Origin of the sequence: Nitrospirillum guanabarense (assembly GCF_034653355.1) — a bacterium.
Classification (GTDB): Bacteria; Pseudomonadota; Alphaproteobacteria; order Azospirillales; family Azospirillaceae; genus Nitrospirillum.
Window position 1 is genome coordinate 1664381 of sequence record NZ_JAYEER010000003.1, and the last position, 20097, is coordinate 1684477.

15 protein-coding genes are annotated in these 20097 nt (G+C 68.3%); 9 read left to right on the top strand and 6 right to left on the bottom strand.

Annotated features, from left to right (window positions below):
- Nucleotides 1-59: 59 nt before the first annotated feature.
- Together UAA55_RS16655 and UAA55_RS16660 are read left to right on the top strand one after the other, a co-directional pair.
- Nucleotides 60-1661: a carboxylesterase/lipase family protein gene (locus UAA55_RS16655; protein WP_322954097.1), complete on the top strand. Its 1602-nt coding sequence runs from the start codon at nt 60-62 to the stop codon at nt 1659-1661.
- Between the two features lie 135 nt (nt 1662-1796).
- On the top strand, nt 1797-3119 hold the full coding sequence (locus UAA55_RS16660; protein WP_322954099.1) for a sugar MFS transporter: 1323 nt from the start codon (nt 1797-1799) through the stop codon (nt 3117-3119).
- Between the two features lie 64 nt (nt 3120-3183).
- Here the strand turns inward: UAA55_RS16660 and UAA55_RS16665 are convergent, their stop codons facing one another.
- Nucleotides 3184-4110: an AEC family transporter gene (locus tag UAA55_RS16665; protein ID WP_322954100.1), complete on the bottom strand. Its 927-nt coding sequence runs from the start codon at nt 4108-4110 to the stop codon at nt 3184-3186.
- A gap of 6 nt (nt 4111-4116) precedes the next feature.
- Entirely contained in the window at nt 4117-4695 is a 579-nt protein-coding gene (gene ruvX / locus UAA55_RS16670) for a Holliday junction resolvase RuvX (RefSeq protein WP_322954102.1), read from the bottom strand.
- A 101-nt stretch (nt 4696-4796) separates the two neighbouring features.
- On the opposite strand from ruvX, the gene gatC reads away from it, so the two are divergent.
- Both gatC and gatA read left to right on the top strand, forming a co-directional pair.
- The gene (gatC, locus tag UAA55_RS16675; protein WP_040845375.1) at nt 4797-5084 is read left to right on the top strand and encodes an Asp-tRNA(Asn)/Glu-tRNA(Gln) amidotransferase subunit GatC; all 288 of its coding nucleotides are present in this window, start codon (nt 4797-4799) and stop codon (nt 5082-5084) included.
- A complete protein-coding gene (gene gatA / locus UAA55_RS16680; RefSeq protein ID WP_322954104.1) occupies nt 5084-6568 on the top strand; it encodes an Asp-tRNA(Asn)/Glu-tRNA(Gln) amidotransferase subunit GatA in 1485 nt (494 codons plus the stop codon). Before gatC ends, gatA begins: the two co-directional genes overlap by 1 nt.
- Before the next feature lie 71 nt (nt 6569-6639).
- On the opposite strand, the gene UAA55_RS16685 is transcribed toward gatA, so the two are convergent.
- The 3 genes from UAA55_RS16685 to UAA55_RS16695 form a co-directional block, all read right to left on the bottom strand.
- Nucleotides 6640-7416, bottom strand: coding sequence for a ribonuclease T2 family protein (locus UAA55_RS16685; protein ID WP_322954105.1), 777 nt, complete (start codon nt 7414-7416; stop codon nt 6640-6642).
- 147 nt (nt 7417-7563) lie between these two features.
- The gene (locus UAA55_RS16690; protein WP_040845379.1) at nt 7564-7749 is read right to left on the bottom strand and encodes a hypothetical protein; all 186 of its coding nucleotides are present in this window, start codon (nt 7747-7749) and stop codon (nt 7564-7566) included.
- Nucleotides 7746-8003: a hypothetical protein gene (locus UAA55_RS16695; protein WP_322954106.1), complete on the bottom strand. Its 258-nt coding sequence runs from the start codon at nt 8001-8003 to the stop codon at nt 7746-7748. Before UAA55_RS16695 ends, UAA55_RS16690 begins: the two co-directional genes overlap by 4 nt.
- 724 nt (nt 8004-8727) lie before the next feature.
- Here UAA55_RS16695 and UAA55_RS16700 point away from each other — a divergent pair.
- The 5 genes from UAA55_RS16700 to UAA55_RS16720 all read left to right on the top strand — a co-directional run bounded on the left by UAA55_RS16700 (nt 8728) and on the right by UAA55_RS16720 (nt 17182).
- The gene (locus tag UAA55_RS16700) at nt 8728-9888 is read left to right on the top strand and encodes an efflux RND transporter periplasmic adaptor subunit (RefSeq protein ID WP_322954107.1); all 1161 of its coding nucleotides are present in this window, start codon (nt 8728-8730) and stop codon (nt 9886-9888) included.
- 4 nt (nt 9889-9892) lie between these two features.
- Nucleotides 9893-13066: an efflux RND transporter permease subunit gene (locus tag UAA55_RS16705; protein WP_322954108.1), complete on the top strand. Its 3174-nt coding sequence runs from the start codon at nt 9893-9895 to the stop codon at nt 13064-13066.
- A complete protein-coding gene (locus UAA55_RS16710) occupies nt 13063-14544 on the top strand; it encodes an efflux transporter outer membrane subunit (RefSeq protein ID WP_322954109.1) in 1482 nt (493 codons plus the stop codon). Before UAA55_RS16705 ends, UAA55_RS16710 begins: the two co-directional genes overlap by 4 nt.
- Nucleotides 14545-14631: 87 nt before the next feature.
- Nucleotides 14632-15471, top strand: a complete 840-nt coding sequence (locus UAA55_RS16715; protein ID WP_322954110.1) for a transporter — start codon at nt 14632-14634, stop codon at nt 15469-15471.
- 43 nt (nt 15472-15514) lie between these two features.
- Nucleotides 15515-17182, top strand: coding sequence for a methyl-accepting chemotaxis protein (locus tag UAA55_RS16720; RefSeq protein ID WP_322954111.1), 1668 nt, complete (start codon nt 15515-15517; stop codon nt 17180-17182).
- A 36-nt stretch (nt 17183-17218) separates the two neighbouring features.
- On the opposite strand, the gene UAA55_RS16725 is transcribed toward UAA55_RS16720, so the two are convergent.
- Nucleotides 17219-19618 (bottom strand): glycosyl hydrolase family 95 catalytic domain-containing protein, encoded by a 2400-nt coding sequence (locus UAA55_RS16725; RefSeq protein ID WP_322954112.1) that lies wholly within the window; start codon nt 19616-19618, stop codon nt 17219-17221.
- Nucleotides 19619-20097 lie beyond the last annotated feature (479 nt).

The following is a 20097-nucleotide window of genomic DNA, read 5'->3' on the forward strand; positions in this document are numbered from 1 at the left end:
CGCCGGCTTCCGTTGAGCCTGGAGCCGGCGGCGATGATCCTGAGAACAGGGGAAATGCGATGTCCAAGATGATGAAACGGGTGGCGGTCGCGGCCTTGCTGCTGACCGCCGCGGTGCCGGCTTTCGCGGCGGAGACCGCGGCGCCGGTGGTGCAGGTGGAACAGGGCCGGGTCTCCGGCGTGGTCACTGGCGATGTGGCGGCGTTCAAGGGCATCCCCTTTGCCGCCCCGCCGGTGGGCTCCTTGCGTTGGCGCCCGCCGCAGCCGGCTGCCGCCTGGGCCGGCGTACGCTCCGGCGCCGAGTATGGCGCCGACTGCATGCAAAAACCGCTGCCGGGCGATGCGGCGCCCCTGGGCGTGGCCCCGGCGGAGGATTGCCTGTACCTGAACGTCTGGGCGCCCGCCGACACCGTCAAGCCGGGCGCCAAGCGGCCGGTGATGGTTTGGATCTACGGGGGCGGCTTCGTGAACGGCGGCAGCTCCCCCGCCGTCTATGACGGTTCCAACTTCGCCCGCGACGGCGTGGTGCTGGTCAGCTTCAATTACCGCGTCGGCCGCTTCGGCTTCTTCGCCCATCCGGCCTTGTCGGCCGAGGCGGGGCAGGGCCCCACCGGCAATTTCGGCTACCTGGACCAACTGGCGGCGCTGCAGTGGGTGAAGCGCAACATCGCGGCCTTCGGCGGCGATCCCGACAACGTCACGGTGTTCGGCGAGTCCGCTGGCGGCATTTCGGTGCACATGCTGCTGACCTCGCCCTTGGCCAAGGGCTTGTTCAACCGGGGTATCATCCAGTCCGGCGCCGGGCGCGACCGCATCCTGCCCACCCCGCCCCTGCGGGCGGAGGGCGACGCCCCGTCGGGGGAGAAGGCCGGCGTGGCCTATGCCGCCCAGCATGGGATCAGCGACACCGGCGCCGCCGGCTTGGCCGCGTTGCGCGCCCTGCCGGCCGACACGGTGGTGGACGGGCTGAACATGGCCACGATGAACACGCCGACCTATTCCGGACCCATGGTGGACGGTGCCGTGGTGCGCCGGTCTTCCGCCGTGGCGGCCTATGCCGCGGGCGAGGGGGCGGACGTGCCGGTGATGGTGGGCGCCACCGGGGCCGACGGCTTCTTCTTCGGTGGTTCGCTGGACGATGTGCTGGCGCCCTTCGGCGCCGACAAGGACAAGGCGCTGGCCCTGTTCGATCCCGACGGGTCACGCGATGTGAAGCTGATCGGCCACCGTGTGGCGGGCGCCTTCATGTTCATCGAGCCGGCGCGCGAGACCGCCCGCCTGCTGTCGGCCCACAAATCGCCCGTCTACCTGTTCCGCTATTCCTATGTGGCGGAGAGCATGCGCAAGGAATGGTGGGGCACGCCGCACGCGACCGAAATCCCCTTCGTCTTCGACACGGTGAAGGCCCGCTACGGCGACGCGTTGACAGTGGCCGACGCGGCGGCGGCCAAGGCGGCGCACGCCTACTGGGTGGCCTTCGCCAAGACGGGCAAGCCGGAGCCCCAGGGATTGCCGGCCTGGACGCCCTTCAAGGCTGGGCAGGATGAGCGCCTGATGGACTTCGGCACCAAGGGGCCGGTGCTGGAGGTCGACCCGATGAAGGACCGGCTGGACCTGGCGCAGAAGGTGGCGGAGCAGCGGACCAAGGCGGCGTCGAACTAAATATGCTGCGTTGCGGAAAATTTCATTTCGCAACGCAATAAAATACGAATGTGTCGTAATAGCCATTGAACCCGGGCCCGACGGATGTCAAACCCCTCGGGCCCGGACTTATCATACCGACTGGACGAACGATCGATGTCGACCGCATCCGCCCACAATAAATCCATGACGTCGCTGGCCCCGATCGTCGTCATGCTGTTCTTCGCCTGGGGCTTCGCCACGTCCATCGTGGATGCCGTGATCCCCAAGCTGAAGGAACAGTTCTCGCTGAACTACACCGAGGCGATGCTGGTGCAGTTCGCCTTCTTCCTGGCCTACTTCGTCGTGTCGGTTCCGGCGGGCGCCCTGCTGGCGCGCCTGGGCTATCTGCGCGGCATCGTCGCCGGCTTGGTCATCATGACCCTGGGCTGCCTGCTGTTCGTGCCGGCCTCCAGCATGGGGCTGTTCGCCGCCTTCCTGCTGGCATTGTTCGTCATGGCCGGCGGCATCACCGTGCTGCAGGTGGCGGCCAATCCGCTGATGTCGCTGCTGGGCCGGCCGGAGACAGCGTCCAGCCGCCTGAACCTGGCGCAGGCCTTCAACTCCCTTGGCACGACGCTGGGGCCCATCCTGGGCTCGGTCTTCATCCTGTCCAAAGCGGCGGATGGGGATGCCAGCGCGCGGGGCGTGCATGTGCCCTTCCTCATGATCGCGGCCCTGCTGGTGGTCCTGTCCGTGCTGTTCTGGTTCCTGCGGGGCCGTGAGGGGGCCTCCACCGACCAGCAGTCAGGCAGCGGCCTCAGCCTGAAGGTGCTGCGCCACAGCCAACTGGCCTTGGGCGTGGTCTCCATCTTCGTCTACGTCGGGGCGGAGGTGTCCATCGGCAGCGCCATGGTCAACTACCTGATCCTGGACCGCACGCGGGACGTGGCGTCGGAGCTGGGCACCTGGTTCGCCGGCCTGGTCCACCTGCATGACGTGCTGAACACGCCGGAGTCCAAGGCCGCCGTGCTGGTCAGCCTGTACTGGGGCGGCGCCATGTTTGGCCGCTTCATCGGCTCTGTCGTTTTGCGCTTCGCCCGGCCCGGCATCGTGCTGATGGCGTGCTCGCTGGCCGCCGCCCTGCTGGTCAGCCTGTCCATGGCCAGCAGCGGCACGCTGGCCATGGCCACCATCCTGTCGGTGGGGCTGTGCAACTCCATCATGTTCCCCACCATCTTCACCATCGCTATCGATGGGCTGGAGGAAGAGACGCCGCAGGGTGCCGGCATGCTGTGCTTGGCCATCTTCGGCGGCGCCGTGGTGCCCATGATCACGGGCAAGGTCGCAGACCTGACCAGCCTGGTCCTGGCCTTCATCGTTCCCGTTGCCTGTTATCTGATGATCGCCGGCTATGGCCTGCTGACCGGCCTGCACTTGCTGTCGGGCAAGGCCGCGGCCAAGGGCGGCGGTTCGCCGCGTGCGGTGTCCATGCACTGACGCGTGTGGGCTTTTTGACGTGACGATCGGCGGCGTAGGGCACCCCTGCGCCGCCGAAGTCGTTTCAAGCGGTCAAGAGCGCCAGAAGTACCGGCAGGGTGACGGCCGCCGCCAGGGTCTGGACGGTGATGATGCCGGCCATCAGCGGCGCGTCGCCGCCCATCTGGCGGGCCAGGACATAGGCGCTGACGGAGGTGGGCAGCGCGTTGTACAGCACCACGGCGACGAAGGCGTTGCCCTCCAGGCCCAGCGCCTTGGCCAGCAGCGCCGTGATCAGGGGCAGGACGGCCAGGCGGGCCACGCTGCTGATGGCAACCGCCACCTTGGCGCCGCGGATGGCGGAAAAGCCCAGGCCGGCGCCCACGGCCAGCAGGCCCAGCGGCAGGCTGGCCTGGCCCAGCACGGCCATGACGGGCGACACCACAGGGATTTGGCGGACGCCGGCGAGGTTCAGGGCGGCGCCGACGATGACGGAACAGACCAGTGGGTTGCTCAGGATCTGCCACAAGGTGCGTAGGGGATGGCGTGTCATGCCGGCCGGCATGTCGCCGTGGCGCTGCATCACCAGGATGCTGAGGATGTTCACCGTGGGCATGCAGAACAGCACGCCGATGGCCATCAGGGCCGTGCCATGCGGGCCCAGCAGCGCGGCGCCCAAGGCCATGGCGACGTAGGTGTTGACCCGCACCGCCCCCTGGAAGACCGAGGTGTAGGCCGGGTCGCTGCCCGACAGGCGACGGCAGGTCAACTGCAGCCCCAGGCTCAGCAGCAGGATGCCGCCCACCAGGGTGCCGCCCATGGCCCAGATGTCCATGCCCGACAGGTCGGTCTTGGCCGTGCCGTCGATCAGCAAGGCGGGGAACAGCAGGTAATAGATCAGCCGTTCCGCCGCCCCCCAGAAAGCGGCGTCGATCAGCTTGAAATGCCGCACCCCGAAGCCGATCGCGATCAGGAGGAAGGTGGGCGCCAGCGCCGTCAGGACCTGCAGCATGCCTGGTCAGTCATCCCGGTCGCCGTCTTCTTCATCGTGTCTTCCATCCAGACCCGCCGCGTCACCCTCCGTTTCGTCGCGGGCGGCCAGGGCGGCGCGCGCGGCCTCGGCCGCCATGAAGTCCAGGGCGCCCTGAAGGATGTAGGCCGCGGCCATGCGGTCGACCACCTCGTCCCGGCGTTTGCGGGTCATGTCCCACTCGATCATCATGCGGCTGACGGCCGATGTGGACAGGCGTTCGTCCCAGAAGGCGATCTCGGGCACTTGGCCGCCCAGCAGGTGGGGCTGTTCGATCAGGTTCTGGGCGAAGCTGCGGGCGGATTGGGCGGCCGGGCCGTCGCTGCCGTCCATGTTGCGGGGCAGGCCGATGACGAAGCCGGCGACGTTGCGGCCGCGCAGCTCCTTGGCCAGGTCCTGCACGTCGGTCGTGAACTTGCGCCGCATGATGGTGCCGACCGGCGAGGCCACGGTCAGGCCGGGATCGGAGATCGCCATGCCTATGGTCTTGGACCCCAAATCCAGGCCCATCAGCCGCCCGCCAGGGGGCAGCTGGGCCTTGAGGTCCCTGATGTTGCGGATCGCCATACCGGGTGTTACCTTCCGCGCCGCCCGGGGGCCGGCGGCATACGACACGCCGCCTGTCATCGCCCTCGTGGCTCCTTATTCCGAAGGAGAGACTTAGCACCATGTCCCTCGACAAGGCCACCGTGGCGAAGATCGCGCATCTCGCCCGCATCAAGGTCCCGGACTCCGATCTGGAGCAGCTGGCCGGCGAACTCAACACCATCATGCATTGGGTGGAGATGTTGGGCGAGGTGGACACCCAAAACGTGGAACCGATGACCAGCGTGGTCGCCGCCAACCTGCGCCGGCGCCCCGACGCTGTGACCGACGGCGGTTATCCGGAAAAGGTGGTCGCCAACGCCACCGATGCCACCGAGAATTTCTTTTCCGTGCCCAAGGTTGTCGAGTGATGACGAAGCTGACCCACCTGACCATGGCCGACGCCTTGGCCGGCCTGGCCGCCAAGGAGTTCACCGCCGTCGAGCTGACCCAGGCGCACCTGGACGCCATGGCGGCGACCAAGGAACTGAACGCCTACATCATCGAGACGCCGGACGTGGCGCTGAAGCAGGCGACCGACGCCGACGCCCGCTACGCCAAGGGCGAGCAGCGGGCCCTGGACGGCCTGCCCCTGGGCATCAAGGACCTGTTCTGCACCGAGGGCGTGCAGACCACGGCCGCCAGCCACATCCTGGATGGCTTCGTCCCGCCGTATGAGAGCACGGTCACCACCCAGCTGTTCCGCGACGGCGCGGTCATGCTGGGCAAGCTGAACCTGGACGAATTCGCCATGGGTTCCGCCAACATCACCAGCCACTACGGCCCGGTGATCAGCCCGTGGTCGCCCAAGGACGCGGCAGGCAATTTCACCCGCAAGCTGGTGCCCGGCGGTTCGTCGGGCGGTTCGGCCGCCGCCGTGGCCGCCCGCCTGGCGCTGGGCGCCACCGGCACCGACACCGGTGGCTCCATCCGCCAGCCGGCCAGCTTTGTCGGCATCGTCGGCATCAAGCCGACCTATGGCCGCTGCTCGCGCTGGGGCATCGTCGCCTTCGCCTCGTCCCTGGACCAGGCCGGCCCCATGACCCGCACGGTGAAGGACGCGGCGCTCATGCTGCGCTCCATGGCCGGTTACGACCCCAAGGACAGCACCTCCATCGATGTGCCGGTGCCGGACTACGCCGCCGCCCTGACCGGCGACATCCGCGGCCTGCGCGTGGGCATTCCCAAGGAATACCGCGTCGATGGCATGCCGGCGGAGATCGAGAAGCTGTGGCAGCAGGGCATCGAATGGCTGAAGGCCGCCGGCGCCACGCCGGTTGAGATCAGCCTGCCGCACACCAAGTACGCCCTGCCGGCCTACTACATCGTGGCCCCGGCCGAGGCCTCCTCCAACCTGGCCCGCTATGACGGCGTGCGCTTCGGCCTGCGCGTCGAGGGCAAGGACCTGAAGGAGATGTATGAGAACACCCGCGCCGAGGGCTTCGGCGCCGAGGTGAAGCGCCGCATCATGATCGGCACCTACGTGCTGTCGGCCGGCTACTACGACGCCTATTACCTGAAGGCGCAGAAGGTGCGGGCCCGCATCGCCGAGGACTTCACCAAGGCGTACGAGCAGTGCGACGTCATCCTGACGCCCACCGCCCCGTCGGCCGCCTTCGGCATCGGCGAGAAGATGGACGACCCCATCGCCATGTACCTGAACGACGTCTTCACCGTTCCGGCCAACCTGGCGGGCCTGCCCGGCCTGTCGGTGCCGGCCGGCCTGAGCGGCGAGGGCCTGCCCCTGGGCCTGCAGGTGCTGGGCCGTCCGTTCGATGAGGCCACCGTGCTGAAGGTCGGCCACGTCATCGAACAGGCCGCCGGCCCGCAGCCGCTGCCGCCGCTGGTGTCGTAGGGCGCGTGGCCGCAACGCTGTTTCGGTAGCGAAATGAGAAAGGCGGCGCCCGCGGGGACGCCGCCTTTTTCTTACTTGAACCCCGCCACCTTCACGGCCTCATCCGGGTTGCCCTTGTCGCAGCGCCCAGGCTGGTCGGCGGGGCTGTCGGTCAGGTGGGCGGCGTCCAGGGCGGTGGTGCCGTCGTCGGCCGCCTTCAGGGTGAAGGTGATCTGGGTCAGGAAGGCGGCCTTGCCCGTGCCCAGCACGGCGGACTGGCGCGCGGCCTCACCGAAGTCGGCGGCCAGGGCGTCGCACAGGGCTTTGCGCGTCACGCTCTTGCCCGTGGCCTCGGCCAGCAGGGTACCGGCCTTGGCAGCCCCCAGCGTCTTAACCATAGCGCCGGCCTGGGTATAGTACTGGTCGGCGGACAGGCCGCTGCAATAGCCGTGCTTCTGCCATTCATGCAAGGTGAGGCCGGAGGCGATGCCGGGCATGACCTCCGCCAGCGTGCCCTGTACCGCGGGGGACAGGGGCGGCAGCACGCGGTCCTTCCAGGTGGGGTCGTTGTCCTTGGCGGACAGGGAGCACGCGCTGCTCCACTGCGGCCACAGGCCGTGTAGGGTCAGGTGGGTGGCGCCGAAGCTGGTGGCGCGGTCGCCGGCGGCACACTCCGGATGGCCATCGCCGTGCAGGTAGCAGAACTCCGGCTCCCAGCTCAGCACGAACATGTAGGTGTGGTGGCCCGGCGTCTGCTTGTCGCCGGGAACCGATGCGCCCCCGGCGGCATCAGCGGCCAGGGCGGTGCCGCTGGCCAGGCAGGCAGCCGTAAACAAAGCCGTGGTGGTGTTCCGAAGACCCTTGCGCATCGCGTGCATCTCTCCATCCGGTTTGCCCTTATGGAGTGTGGGAACGCGCAGTCGCCGTCAAGGGGAAAGAGGTCCAAAAGGGGAACAAAAGAAATAGGCCTGGCGATGATGGCCAGGCCTATTCGGCTTCGTCGGGACCTTAAGGCGTCATGGCGTCCTGCGGAACAGGCCCGCCAGGAACTGCAGCAGGAACAGGAAGACGCCGATGCCGACGATGATGCGCAACACCTCGGCCAGGATGGGCGGCAGCAGGGTCACGGCCAAATCCACCAGCATGATGATCAGCAGCAGGCTGAGGATGGCATAGAGGATGTTGCGAAGGGGTGCGTTCATGGCGTGATCTCTCTCGTCAGGGAACCGGCATGGGGGCCGTTTCCAGGCTTGGTCAACTGTATGCCGTGCAGGCGGGCATGGCGGACGGCGGCCGCCAGCACCTGGCCGACGAAGGCCAGGAACACCAGGCCCACCAGCAGCGGCGGCAGCGCGCCGATGACGGGGGGCAGCACCTGCATGGCCAGGTCCGTCAGGGGAACCAGCAGCAGAAGAACGACGGTGATCGACAAAAGGTTGCGCAGGGCGTTCAGCACAGGCGACCTCCAGACATTCCTCGATGGCCCCCAGCGGCGCATCTCACGATCCATTCGGAAGGACCCACCGGGCCTTTCCCTGGTAACAAATCGGGAAATAGCGGGGCCGGTTGCCGTGGCAACTAGCAGGCGGGCCAAAGCGCTAAGGGCCGTGCCGGAATGCCTATCCACCCACCAGGTGGGTCGAGGATGGGAATATCCGGCCTTCCGGACGGCATGACCAAAGGCGGCGGATGGAGAGCCGGGACTGTGCTCTCGGCCGTTCGGCCTACGGCCTGCGTCAAATGGCCCGGCTGGCCGAAGGGCGCCTTCCCAACCCTCCACTGGCCGTCCGGGAAGTCCGTCGGCGGGCCGGCTATGTGGGGCATTCCAAGGAAAACAAGCGTTCCGCCCACGGCGCGCGCGATGCGGCGTAATCAAATCGTCACAGCGATGAGGCGCTAACCATGAAATTCAGGAATGTCTCCAATAAATCGGGCGGCACCTGCGCTGAAATGGCCCATTGCCCTGGTCCTGCAAAGGTGCGATCCCGCGTTTCCTTGGTTTTTGCGGTGCACCGTGCGGATGCGTCATCGCGACGCGGCTGTTTAGGCCTTCCCCCGTTTGCCCGCGACTGTCGTGTGGAGTGTTTAGGGTGCCTTCTTTCCGCTTTCTTCCCGGTCCCGGTCGTGGGCTGCAGTGGCTCGGTGCCGCTTTGCTGGTGGCCGCGGTCGTGGGAATGATCGTGATCAGGGAAAGCGATGCGCCGCCGGCGCCGCCGCCCCAGCCCGAGGCCGCCCCGGGCACCTTCCAGGCGACACCGGGCCAGTGGGCGACGCTGGGCATGGAAACCGTGGCCCCGCACCCCTTCCAAACCCACATCGACACCGATGGCCGGGTGACCGCCAATGACGAGGCGACGACGCCGGTCTATTCCCCCGTTTCCGGTCAGGTGGGCACCGTGACCGCCCGCGTGGGCGATCATGTGGCCAAGGACGCCGTGCTCATGACCGTCGACGCCACCGACATGGCGCAGGGGCGCAGCGATCTGGCGGCTGCCGCGTCGGCCGCCGCCGCGGCTGATGCCCAACTGCGCCAGGCGCGCATGACGGAACAGCGCCAGCGTGACCTGTACCAGGCCGACGGCGGCGCCTTGAAGGATTGGCAGCAGGCGCAGGTGGACCTGGTGACGGCGGAAACGGCCGCGCGCACGGCGCAGGCGGCCCTGGCCGCCGTTCGCGACCGGCTGCGCGTGCTGGGCCGCACCCCGCAGGAGATCGCGGCCCTGACACAGGGGGGCGTCGCCCTGGCGCCGACGCCGGTGCGCGCACCCGTCGCCGGCACGGTGCTGCAGCGCCAGGTTTCCCCGGGCCAGTACGTCAACGGGGCGGCCAGCGGCGGCACCATGGCCTTCAGCCTGGCCGACCTTTCCACCGTCTGGCTGCTGGCCAACGTGCGCGAGGCCGACGCCCCCGCGGTGGCCGTGGGGCAGGAGGTGGAGGTGCGGGTGCCCGCCTATCCGGCCCGGGTGTTCCGGGGCCGGGTGACGGCGGTGGCGCCGGCCATCGACCCCGCCACCCGGCGCCTGGCGGTGCGCGTCACCCTGGACAACGCCGATGGCGCCCTGAAGCCGGAGATGATGGCGACCGTGCGCCTGTTTACCGACCCTGGGGCCAGCGCCCCCGCCGCCCCGGCCCTGGCCGTGCCGGAACGGGCGGTGATCCATGAGGGCGAGGTGTCGCGCGTCTGGGTGGCCGACGCCGCCCACCACGCCCTGGCGCTGCGCCCCGTGACCCTGGGGCGGCAGCAGGACGGGCTGGTAGAGGTGTTGGACGGCCTGAAGGCTGGTGACAGTGTGGTGACCAAGGGCGCGCTGTTCATCGACCGCGCGGCGCAGGGCGACTGACATCATGAACAAGGTCGTCATTTTCGCGCTGCGCCAGCGCGTCCTGATGCTGGCGGCGCTGGCCGCCCTGCTGGTGGTGGGTGTGGGCGCCTTCCTGCGCCTGAACATCGAGGCCTATCCCGATCCGGTCCCGCCCATGGTGGAGATCGTGACCCAGAACAGCGGCCAGTCGGCCGAGGAAATCGAGCGTTACATCACCGTGCCCATCGAGGTGCAGATGGCCGGCATCCCCCATGTCACGGCCATCCGTTCCGTCTCGCTGTTCGGACTGTCGGACATCAAGATCCAGTTCACCTACGACTTCACCTATGACGAGGCGGTGCAGCGGGTGATCAATCAGCTGTCGCAGCTGTCCAACCTGCCGTCGGGTGTGCAGCCGGCCATTTCGCCGGAAAGCCCCATCGGCGAGATCCTGCGCTATCAGGTGGTGGGGCCGCCGGGCTATTCCGTCACCGACCTCAAGACCCTGCAGGATTGGGTGCTGCAGCGCCGGTTCAAGGCCGTGCCGGGCGTCATTGACGTGTCCGGCTGGGGCGGCAAGACCAAGGCGTACGAGGTGACGGTGGATCAGCGCAAGCTGACCGCCTACGGCCTGACCATTCCCGGCGTGCTGCAGGCCCTGAACAACGCCAACATCAATGTCGGCGGCCAGACGGTGAACATCGGCGACCAGGCCATGGTGGTGCGCGGCGTGGGCCAGATCCATTCCCTGGACGACATCCGGGGCACCGTGCTGGCGGCCAACAACGGCACGCCGGTGCTGGTGGGCGATGTCGCCACCGTCACCGTGGGCAACCAGCCGCGCCTGGGCATCGCCGGCCGCGACGGCCAGGACGACATTGTCCAGGGCATCGTGCTGATGCGCCGGGGGGCGGAGAGCAAACCCACCATCCTGGCCGCCAAGGCGGAGATGGAGAAGATCAACACGTCCGGCATCCTGCCACCGGGCGTGTACCTCAAGACCATCTACGACCGGTCGGACCTGATCGACCTGACCACCCACACCGTGCTGCACAACATGGTCATGGGCATCGTCCTGATCTTCTTCGTGCAATGGCTGTTCCTGGGTGATCTGCGCAGCGCCGTCATCGTGGCGGCCACGGTGCCCTTCGCCCTGTTCTTCGCCATCCTGATCATGACCCTGCGCGGGGAGTCGGCCAACCTCCTGTCCGTCGGCGCCATCGACTTCGGCCTGATCGTGGACGCCACCGTCATCATGGTGGAGAACATCTTCCGCCACCTGGCGCAGCCGCCCAAGGAGCGCTTCGCCAAATCCTCCATCATGCACAGCGTGCGGCAGGAGGTGATCCTGCGCGGCCGGTTCGGCGTCATCGCCAACTCCGCCGTCGAGGTCAACCGCGCCATCTTCTTCTCCGCCGCCATCATCATCGCCGGCTTCGTGCCGCTGTTCACCTTGTCGGGGGTGGAAGGGCACATCTTCGGCCCCATGGCCAAGACCTACGCCTACGCCATCGCCGGTGGCCTGATCGCCACCTTCACCATCTCCCCCGCCTTGAGCGCCATCCTGCTGCCCGAGCAGGTGCGGGAGCGTGACACGGTGGTGGTGCGCGCGCTGCACCGCCTCTATCCGCCCCTGTTGCGCCTGGCCCTGGCCAACCGGCGCCTGGTGCTGGCCGTGGCCGGCGCGCTGATGGTGCTGGCCATCGTCTGCACCCGCTTCATGGGCATGGAATTCCTGCCGCACCTGGAGGAGGGCAACCTCTGGATCCGCGCCAATCTGCCGCTGTCCATCTCGCTGGAGGCGGGGACCGAGGCGGTGGACGGCATCCGCCGCATCATCAAGGATTATCCGGAAGTGGAGACCGTCATCTCCCAGCACGGTCGACCCGATGACGGTACCGACGCGACCGGCTTCTTCAATGCCGAATTCTTCGTGCCGCTGAAGCCCTTCGACAGCTGGCCCAAGGGTTGGAACAAGGAACGCCTGACCCGCGACATCGAGGCGAAGCTGACCGAGCGCTTCCCCGGCATCGAGTTCAACTTCTCCCAATACATTGAGGACAATGTGGAGGAGGCGGCCAGCGGCGTTAAAGGCGAGAACTCGGTCAAGCTGTTCGGCAACGACCTTGAGACGCTGGAGAAGACCGCGAACCGCATCAAGCAGGTGATGTCCACTGTGCCCGGCGTGACCGACCTCGGTGTCTTCAAGTCGCTGGGCCAGCCCACGATCAAGATCACGGTGGACCGGGCCAAGGCCGCCCGTTACGGCCTGTCCACCGGCGACGTCAACGCCGTTGTCCAGGCCGCCATCGGCGGGCAGGCGGCCGGCAACCTGTATGAGGACGGCAGCGACCGCAACTTCCCCATCATGGTGCGCCTGTCGCCAGAGGATCGCGGCAGCCTGGACGCCATCCGCCACATCACCGTGGGGACGACCGCGCTGGGCACGGGAACAGCACCCATCCCCCTGGCCGACGTGGCCGACATCCGCATGGTCTCCGGCGCGTCCTTCATCTATCGCGAGGGGCAGGGACGCTACATCCCCATCAAGTTCAGCGTGCGCGGACGCGACCTGGGCAGCGCCGTGCTGGAGGCGCAGCAGAAGGTGGCGGAGCAGGTGCAGCTGCCCGGCGGCTATCGCCTGGAATGGGTGGGGGAGTTCGGCAACCTTCAGGACGCGGTGCGCCGCCTGGCGGTGGCCGTCCCGGTCAGCCTGGCGCTGATTTGCGTGCTGCTGTACCTCAACTTCGCCTCCATGACCGACACGCTGCTGGCCGCCAGCGTCATGCCCATGGCGCTGATCGGCGGCATCTTCATCCTGGCCGCCACCGGCACGCCCTTCTCCATCTCCGCCGCCATCGGCTTCATCGGCCTGTTCGGCATCTCGGTGATGGAGGGCATCATCGTCATCTCCTACTTCAATCAGCTGGTTCACGCGGGGATGGAACGGGCGGCGGCGCTGGTGAAGGCGGCGGAGACGCGCCTGCGCCCCGTCATGATGACCTGCATCGCCGCCTGCGTCGGCCTGCTGCCGGCGGCCCTGTCGCACGGCATCGGGTCGCAGGTGCAGCGGCCGCTCGCCATGGTGGTGGTGGGCGGCATCCTGCTGGCGCCCATCCTGATCCTAGTGGTGCTGCCGGCGCTGATCAGCCTGTTCTCCAGCCGCACGGCCCTGCCTATGCAAGATGGGCCCGTCACCGCAGGGGAGGCCGAATGATGCGCCGTAGCCTCGCCCTCGTCCCCGCTCTCCTGCTTTCGGCTTGCGCCGTGGGCCCGGATTACCAGACACCGGCCGCTCCGCCGAAAGAGGCGCTGGCCCCGCCGCCCAAGGTGGCGGACCAGACCCTGCTGGCGGACCGCGATATCCCGGCCGACTGGTGGGCGCTGTTCAAGTCGCCAGCCCTGGACGGGCTGGTGCGTGAGGCCATGACCCACAACGCCGACGTCGCGGCGGCGCAGGCGGCCCTGCGCGTGGCGCGGGAGAACGCCTACGCCAACGCTGGCTCCTTCCTGCCCGCCATCGACGCGAGCTTCCAAGCCACGCGGCAGAAGGACCCCACCGGCACTGTGGCGCCCACGGCGGCCAACAACGCGCCGCAGCTGAACCTGTTCACCCCGCAGCTGTCGGTGTCGTACAGCCCCGACCTGTGGGGCGGCACCCGCCGGGGGCAGGAGGCGCTGGACGCCACCACCGAGGGACAGCGCTTCCAGGTTGAAGCCACGTACCTGACGCTGACCTCCAACGTGGTCGTGGCGGCGGTGATGGAGGCGAGCCTGCGCGGCCAGATCGGCGCCACCCGGTCCATCATCGCCGACGCCGGCAAGGCCCTGGCCATCCTGCGCCGCCAGCGGGACCTGGGCCAGGTCTCGGCCGCCGATGTGGCGGCGGGGGAGACGGCGCTGGCCCAGGCGGAGCAGACGCTGCCGCCGCTGGAAAAGCAGCTGGAACAGCAGCGCCATCAGCTGAACGCCCTGCTGGGCCGCATGCCGGGCGACCCGACGCCGGAAACCTTCCAGCTGGGCGACTTGGCCCTGCCGGCGGAGCTGCCCTACAGCCTGCCGGCCCGACTGGTGGAACAGCGACCCGACATCCGCCTGGCCGCGGCCAACCTGCATGTCGCCAGCGCCAATGTCGGCGTGGCCGTGGCCAACCGTCTGCCCAACCTGACGCTCAGCGGGGCGGCGGGGTCCAGCGCTTCGGCGTTGAACAGCCTGTTCACCGCCGGCAATGGCTTCTGGAACTTCGGCGCCACCCTGACCCAGCCGGTATTCGAGGGCTTCAGCCTGGCGCATAAGGAAAAGGCGGCGCGGGCGGCCCTGGAGCAGGCGGCGGCGCAATACCGCTCCACCGTCGTGCTGGCCTTCCAGAACGTGGCGGATACCCTGTCGGCGCTGAAAAGCGATGGCGACGCCCTGGCCGCGGCGCGGCGGGCGGAGGTGGCGGCGTCGCACGCCCTCGAACTCGCCCGGCGTCAGCTGGTGCTGGGGGCGGCGGCGCCCTCGGCCGTGTTGGCGGCGCAGCAGGCGGCGGCCCAGGCACGGTTGGCCCTGGTGCAGGCCCAGGCGGCACGCCTGATGGACACCGCCGCCTTGTTCCAGGCCCTGGGCGGCGGCTGGTGGAATGCGCCGCCGGCGGAGCCGGGGGCTGAGCCCGGCCACGCCCTGCCGCCTGACGGGGGCTTCGTCATCCGCTGATCTTTGGATGGTTTTTCTGGTTAACCATCGGGAAACCCATTTCTGGCACCGTGATGTCGCAGAGACGATTTGTCACAGGCGACACGGGTGGGGCTGGCTTTGCGGACTCTCTACTTCGGGACCGGGTTGTTGGCGCTGGCCGTGCTGGTCACGCTGGGTTTGGCACCCGCGCAGGCGGGGGAGGGGGACTTGCGTGAGTTCGCGCCCGACCGGCCGGACAAGACCGACGGCCCCTATACGATCGATCCCGGCCACGTCCAGATCGAGACGGACATCGTCAGCCACAACCGCGACTTCTACAACGACGACGGCACGCGCAAGCACGAATCCGTCTTCATGGCGCCCAACATCCGCATCGGCGTCTGGGACGACACGGAAGTCGACATCATCGCCCCCGCCTACACCGTCATGGGCCTGTCGGAGCGGGGCGGCGGCCACACCCGCCTTCACGGCTGGTCGGACATGACCGTGCGGGCCAAGATCAACCTGTGGGGCAATGATCGCGAGGGCACGACCGCCCTGGGCCTGATCCCCTTCGTGAAACTGCCCACGGCCGCCACCGCCTACGGCAATGGCGCCTTCGAGGGCGGCATCGGCGTGCCCTTCGCCATCAAGCTGGGTGGGGAGTGGGAACTGGGCACGCAGGCGACGCTGGCCGTGAACCGCAACGCCATCGGCGACGGCTACGATCCCGACCTGGCCTTTTCCGTCAGCCTCAGCCATCCGCTGGGCGAGGTGCTGGACGGTTATGTCGAGCTGTACGGTGAGCGCCAGACCGGCCCCGACGCCGCCACCGTCGCCACCCTGGACTTAGGCGTGACCTATCAAGTGGCGCCGAACTTCTCCGTGGATGGCGGCGTGAACATCGGCCTGAGTAAGGCGGCCGACGATGTGAACCCCTTCATCGGCTTCACCATACGCTTCTGATTTTTGACACCGACCCCGTGACTGAACCTGGCGGAGGCCCGCGATGAAACTGGCGCACAAACTGACCCTATCGTCGGCCATGACCGTGCTGATGATCCTGTTGATCGCGGGAGTCTTCACCTTGACCCTGGGTTGGCTGGCCGAGAGCAAGGGAACGCTGACGGGCACCTCGGGCGTGGCCGCCAAGTCGGTCCGCGCCGTGTCGGCCGGCAACGATCTCTACGCCATCGTCGCGGATGCGGAGATCAATCACAACCTGGATGAGACGCGCAAGGACTGGGCCGAGAAAAAGCAAGGCATCCTGGCCATGTTCAAGGATCTGCGGGCCGAGGCCGACCTGCCGGAGGAGAAGGCCGCCTTGGATGGCGCCGAGGCGGGGCTGCGTGACTACATGGCCATCTTCGAACAGCAGATGCTGCCGGCGCTGGAGAAGAGCGACACCCTGACCCCTGCCATCCGTGAGCTGGATGGCAAGGTGGACGCGGCGCGCGACCAGATGACCCTGAACCTGGAGAAGATGGCGGTGCTGAACCTGAAACAGTCCGAGGGCGCGGAGAAGGCCTTCGACGCCGCCTCCGCCAAGGGCCATGCCATGGGCGTCACCTTCGCCGGCATCGCCATCACGCTGAGCTTGGTGCTGTCCTGGGCCACGGGCCGGTCCATCACCCGTCCCGTGAACCTGCTACGCGGCGTCATGGAGAGCATGGCCGGTGGCGCCCGTCAGGTCGAGGTGCCCGGCGTGACGCGGGGCGACGAGATCGGCGCCATGGCCCGCGCGGTCGAGGTGTTCAAGGAGAGCCTGATCCAGGGTGACGCGCTGGCCGCCGAGCAGGCGACCCTGAAGGCCGAGGCGGAGGCGCAACGCAAGGCCGCCATGGCCCACGCCGCCGACCACTTCGAGGCGACGGTGCGCACCGTGGTGGACAAGGTGGCGACCGCCGCCGCCGACATCCAGACGACGGCCCGCGAGTTGGGCGCGGCCGCCGAGGAGAGCTTGCGCCAGACCACCACCGTATCGGCCGCCGCCAGCCAGTCCACCGGCAACGTCCGCACCGTGGCGACCGCCAGCGAGGAACTGTCCTCCTCCATCGGGGAGATCAGCCGCCAGGTGGAGAATTCCGCCGCCGTGGCCCGCGAGGCGGTGGTCCAGGTTGATGCGACCCGTGGCACGGTCGACGGCCTGGCCGACGTCGCCAACCGCATCGGCGCCGTGGTCCAGCTGATCAGCGACATCGCCGGCCAGACCAACCTGCTGGCGCTGAACGCCACCATCGAGGCGGCGCGGGCGGGTGAGGCCGGCAAGGGCTTCGCTGTCGTGGCGTCGGAAGTCAAGGCGCTGGCGACCCAGACATCCCGGGCCACGGACGAGATCGCCGCCCATGTCGGCGCCATCCAGGGGGCCAGCGGCCAGGCGGTGATGGCCATTGGCGATATCGGCGCCACCATCCGCCGCATCGACGAGATCGCCTCCATCATCGCCGCCGCCGTGCAGCAGCAGGGCGCCGCCACCCAGGCCATCGTCAGCAACGTGGGCGAGACGGCGCGGGCGACGGAGGAGATCACGGAGAACATCTACGGCGTCAACGAACGCGCGGGCAAGACCGCCCGCAAGTCGGTGGAGGTGGAGGCCTTCTCCACCGAGCTGACCAGTGAAGCCCAGGTGCTGCGCACCCAGGTTGACGCCTTCCTGGCGCAATTGCGCGCGGCGTAACCGCAGGGGCATCTATGACCGGTGGTGGGCTGGTCCTCAGGCGAGGGCCAGCCTGCCGCTTTTAAGGGCCAGGCACCTTTCATCGCCAGCCGGCACCGTCACCGCCACGACGTCCTTGCCCAGGCGCACCTGCCAGCGCCGGGACTGCTTGGCCGTGTTGCGCAGGCTGGCCTGGTCCAAGGCGCCGTCCTTCCAGGCCAGGTCCAGCCGCCCTTGGCCCCGCACCCGCACGCCGCGCAGGCTGCCGTGGCCCCAGGCGCGGGGCAGGGCGGGCAGCAGCTCGATATCGTCGCCGATGCTCTGCACCAGCATCTCCACCATGCCGGCGGTACCGCCGAAGTTGCCGTCGATCTGGAAGGGCGGGTGGGCGTCGAACAGGTTGGGGTAGGTGCGGTCGGGACTCAACAGCAGGTTCAGGACGGCGTGGGCGTGGTCGCCGTCACCCAGGCGCGCCCACAGGTTCAGGCGCCAGCCCAGGCCCCAGCCGGTGGCGTCGTCACCCCGGATCTCCAGCGTCCTGCGCGCGGCCTTGATCAGGTCCGGCGTGCCGCGCCGGGTAATCTGGTCGCTGGGATAGACGGCGTAGAGGTGGGAGATGTGGCGGTGGTGGATCTCCGGTGCCTGCATGTCCCAGTCCTCCAGCCACTCCTGCAACTGGCCGGCCCCGCCGATGCGGTCGGGCGGCAGGCGCTCGCGCGCGGCTGTCACCTTGGCGCGGAAGTCGGCGTCCTTGCCCAGGATTTCGCCGGCCTTGACGGTGATGGCGAACAAGTCGCGCAGGATCTGCCGGTCCATGGCCGGTCCGGCGCACAGCGAAGTGCCCAGGGGATGCACGTTTTCCGGCGACAGCGACGGGTTGGTGACCAGCCAGTCGCTGCCCGGCAGGACCATGAGCGTATCCAGGAAGAACTGCGAGGCGCCCTTCAGGATGGGGTAGATGTCGGCCAGGAACGCTTTGTCCCGGCCATAGTCGTAATGGTCCCACAAATGGCGGCAGAGCCACGCCCCACCCATGGGCCAGAGGCCCCATTTAGGGCCGTCCGGCGGCCCCACCACCCGCCAGACGTCGGTGTTGTGGTGGGCCATCCAGCCGCCGGCGCCATACATGTCCCGTGCTATCCGGGCGCCGGTCTCCGCCAGATCCTTCAGCATGCCCACCAGGGGCTGTACGCATTCACCCAGGTCCACCAGCTCCGCCGGCCAGTAGTTCATCTCGGTGTTGATGTTGATGGTCCACTTGGATTCCCAGGGCGGATCCACCTGTTCATTCCAGATGCCCTGCAGGTTGGCGGGCTGGCCGCCGGGGCGGGAACTGCTGATCAGCAGGTAGCGGCCATAGTTGAAGTAGAGGGTGGCCAGGGCAGGGTCGTCCTGCGGGGCGGCGGCGCGCACCCGCTCATCCGTGGGCAGGCCGGCGGCGGGCGTCGTCCCCAGGTCCAGGGCTACGCGGCGGTACAGGCGCTGATGGTCCGCCACATGGTCGGCCAGCAGGCGGGCGTAGGGTTTGGCCGCCGCTTGGGCCAGGGTCGCGGCGGTCAGCGCCGCCGGGTCGGCGCTGATGTCGTCGTAGCGTTTATAGCCAGTGGCGGCGGTGACCAGCACCACGGCCTCGTCGGCGTGGTCGATAATGATGCCATCGCTGCCCACCCGCACCGTGCCGCCGGTGGCGATGACCTTCAGGCGCACGGCGAATTTCAGCCGCCCCTCTATACCGGAGCGGCTGGGGCCGATGCCGGTCAGCAGCAGGCCGTCCGCGCCATCCGCCATCAAGGTGGCGTTCTGTGGCGTCAGCAGCGACAGGTTGGCGCTGACCAGCCCCGGCTTGTTGGCCGAGAGCCGGGTGACGATCACCTGGTCCGGCGCGCTGGCGAACACCTCGCGCGTGTGGGTGGACGACCAGGCGCCGCCGCCGCTGACAAGGCGGGTGGTGGTCACGGCGGTGTCCAGATCCAGCCGGCGGTGATAATCGTGCACCGTGTCCAGACCCTGGAACAGCAGCACGGCGTCGCCCAGCGTCTGGTAGGGCATCTGCTTCAGGGGTTTGGCCATCAGCTTGGCACCGGCCAGCGCCTCCGCCTCCCTGTACTTGCCCTGGAAAATCAGCTCGCGCACCTGCGCCAGGTTGGCCTTGGCCTCCGGGTTCACGTCGTCATAAGGCCCGCCGGCGTAGAACGTGTCCTCGTTCAACTGCAGCCGTTCCATGGAAATGCCGCCGAACACCATCGCACCCAGCCGGCCGTTCCCCACGGGCAGAGCCTCCACCCACTGCGCCGCCGGCTGGTTGTACCAGAGCGTCTGGGCCGGATCCGGGGTAGGCAGGGGCGCCACCGGGGCGGCGGGCGGCGCTTCCTGCGCCAAGGCGGGCCGCGCGGCGCTGGCCGACAGCAGGGCGGCGGCGCTGGCCATCAGGATTTCCCGGCGCGATATGCTGGACATGGGCGGGCGACCTTCCCCTCGGTGGATCAACAGTCAGGACAGGGGATCGGTATTCGGCGGGCCCGTCAGGCCGCCGGCCGCGCTGGGGCGCCCGTTTCCTCCGTCACCGGCGATCAGCGCCGCCGTTGCCGGTGATCCTAATGTGACCGGTATCATGGGGCAAGGCGTGGCTTGCTTGCGGGGGTTGGATGATAGCGTTATCATCTTATTAATTCGCGCCCCTGGAAATCCGCCCATCCCGACGGGAATAGAGGCGGGACGGGGCCGCAAATCCACCTGTCCGGCGCTAGGGAGGCACGGCGTAAGGTGGCAGCTCGGTTCGCGGCACCCAAGAAGACTAGAGAAGAACAAGGAACATCCATGAAGCACCGCATGGCCCTTCTGGCGTCCGTGACGCCGGCCTTACTGCTTGCGGCCTTGGCGCCGCTCCAGGTTTCAGCCCGGCAAACTTCAAATCCCCCGCAAAAGGCAGCTTCCAC